Consider the following 2,233-nt stretch of genomic DNA (forward strand, 5'->3'; position numbering starts at 1 on the left):
CATGTCGGGCAGGGCGCCGGCCGGTACGGTGTCGAGGGCGCGGGCGCGCACGGGCGCGAGGCGCGCGTCTTCCGCGCCCGCGAGATGCGCGCACAGTGCGCGCAGGTCGGTGACCGCGTAGACATCGACATCGGGCACAAGGGCGGCTTCGGTGGCGTTGTCGGCGGGGAGATAGAGCTGCGGCGTGCACGACGTGTGGACATCGGCATCAGTCCGGTCGTGCGGTTCAGTGGCTGCGCTAAGTGATTGTGAATGCGCATGCGCGCGCGCCGTGCCGCACGCCATCGCGAACGCGCCACGCATGGGCCGCACCGCGCCGGTCAGCGATAGCTCGCCCGCGAACTCGCGCCAGTCGGTGAGCGCGGCGGCGGGAATCTGTCCGCTCGCGGCGAGGATGCCAAGCGCAATGGGCAGGTCGAAGCGCCCCGATTCCTTCGGCAGGTCGGCGGGCGCGAGATTCACGGTGATGCGGCGTACGGGAAAGTCGAAGCCGCAATTGCTGAGCGCGGCGCGCACGCGCTCGCGGCTTTCGCGCACTTCGAGATCGGGCAGGCCGACGATGGAAAACGACGGCAGCCCGTTGGCGAGATGGACTTCGACGGTAACGTCGGGCGCGCGGCCGGCAGCCGGCGCGCGGCTGCGCACCACGGCAAGCGACATGGGGATCTCCGGGAGACGGCACACGCGCGGCGCACGCGCGACGTGGATGTCGCGCGCGGCCCATGCGCCAGGCTGGTGAGGCGCGTGCCCCTTTACGGTTCCTTTGCGAAACCGTTACGGCTCGCTTGCCTTAAGTGGCTTTAAGCAACGACAGAATTGTTCAGGACGACTGGCCAGTGACCGGCAGCTTCTGTTCGAGCTCGGCCACGCGGCGTTCGAGTTCTTCGAGGCGTGCGCGCGTGCGGGCGAGCACTTGCGCCTGCGCGTCGAATTCCTCGCGCGTGACGAGTTCGAGCTTCGAGAAGCCCTGCGACAACATCGCGCGCACATTGCGCTCGACGTCGCGCGCGGGCGAGTTCTTCAGCAGGTCGCTGACCTTCGACTGAATGTCGTTGAATACATCGTTCGGTTGTTTCATTCGCTTCCCCTTCGTTGCACAAAATGTGTGCAAGTTTCGTTTCGACTGTGCCTCGCTTTGGGTCGTGACCGATCTTGGTGCGAAACCCGCAAGTCGGGCAATACCCGTGTGCGCATCTGGTGCGTGGCGCGCGCGGTGCATCTTCCGCGTGCCTTCGCCATGCCTGCCGCGCGCCTTCACGCGGCCCGCAAGCACGCGCCGAGGCGGCTTTGCGCGGCGCCTGCATGCCTGCGCGATCACGCGAGGCCTGAGAACACTCTAGCAACGATCCCAGGCCGCCGCCACCGCGCGGGCCCCACGTTAGCCGTCCGGCCAGGCGCTGCCTCGGCCGAGCCCGCGCCGCGCCTGGACCGGCTTTGGCGCGGCTTTCGGGCGAATCGGGGCGCGGCGAAAAGCGCCTTCGCGCGAGCTTGCGCACGCGAGACGCGCATTGTCCACGGGATAGACCAATCCTGCATCGAACTCCGTCAGAACGTGCGATCGATCAAATTGGCACGGGTGTTGCTAATACCGTCCCGCGCACCGAAAAACGGCTGGCTCGCGGTGCGCCAGCGGGGCGAGACCCGCACCGCAGGCGCCCGTTGCAGAAATAAACACGGGATGAAGCAACTACAGCGAGGACTACATGAAACTGATTACAGCAATCATCAAGCCGTTCAAGCTCGATGAGGCGCGCGAGGCCCTCTCGGCCATCGGTGTCTCGGGGATCACGGTCACCGAAGTGAAAGGCTTCGGCCGTCAGAAGGGCCACACCGAGCTGTACCGCGGTGCGGAGTATGTCGTCGATTTTCTGCCCAAGGTGAAGATCGAGGCCGCCGTGTCCGACGACATCGTCGACCAGGCGATCGAAGCGCTCGAGCGCGCCGCCCGCACGGGCAAGATCGGCGACGGCAAGATTTTCGTCACCCCCATCGAACAGGTCATCCGCATCCGCACCGGCGAGACCGGCGCTGACGCGCTCTGATCAACAGCAGCACACGCGATAGTCGATAGACGAGAGAGACAAGAGGAAACCGAGATGCGCAAACTTTTGATGTCCCTGCTGATGGCCGGCTCGCTGCTCGCCGGCGGCATCGGCGCCGCCCTCGCGGACGACGCTTCGGCGCCGGCCGCGGCGTCGGCCCCCGCAGCTTCCGCTGCGCCTGACGCTTCGGC

3 protein-coding genes are annotated in these 2,233 nt (G+C 66.7%); 1 reads left to right on the forward strand and 2 read right to left on the reverse strand.

Going from position 1 to position 2,233, the window contains the following annotated elements; genetic code table 11:
• Both G3N97_RS38340 and G3N97_RS38345 read right to left on the reverse strand, forming a co-directional pair.
• Positions 1–660: ATP-binding protein (locus G3N97_RS38340; RefSeq protein WP_205997932.1), on the reverse strand; the 660-nt coding region annotated here is incomplete at its 3' end.
• 160 nt (positions 661–820) lie between these two features.
• The gene (locus G3N97_RS38345; RefSeq protein WP_065062099.1) at positions 821–1,078 is read right to left on the reverse strand and encodes an accessory factor UbiK family protein; all 258 of its coding nucleotides are present in this window, start codon (positions 1,076–1,078) and stop codon (positions 821–823) included.
• Between the two features lie 625 nt (positions 1,079–1,703).
• Between G3N97_RS38345 and G3N97_RS38350 the strand changes: the two genes are divergently transcribed.
• Positions 1,704–2,042: a P-II family nitrogen regulator gene (locus G3N97_RS38350; protein ID WP_006048089.1), complete on the forward strand. Its 339-nt coding sequence runs from the start codon at positions 1,704–1,706 to the stop codon at positions 2,040–2,042.
• Positions 2,043–2,233 lie beyond the last annotated feature (191 nt).

Source organism: Paraburkholderia sp. Ac-20347, assembly GCF_017104805.1.
GTDB lineage: Bacteria > Pseudomonadota > Gammaproteobacteria > Burkholderiales > Burkholderiaceae > Paraburkholderia > Paraburkholderia tropica.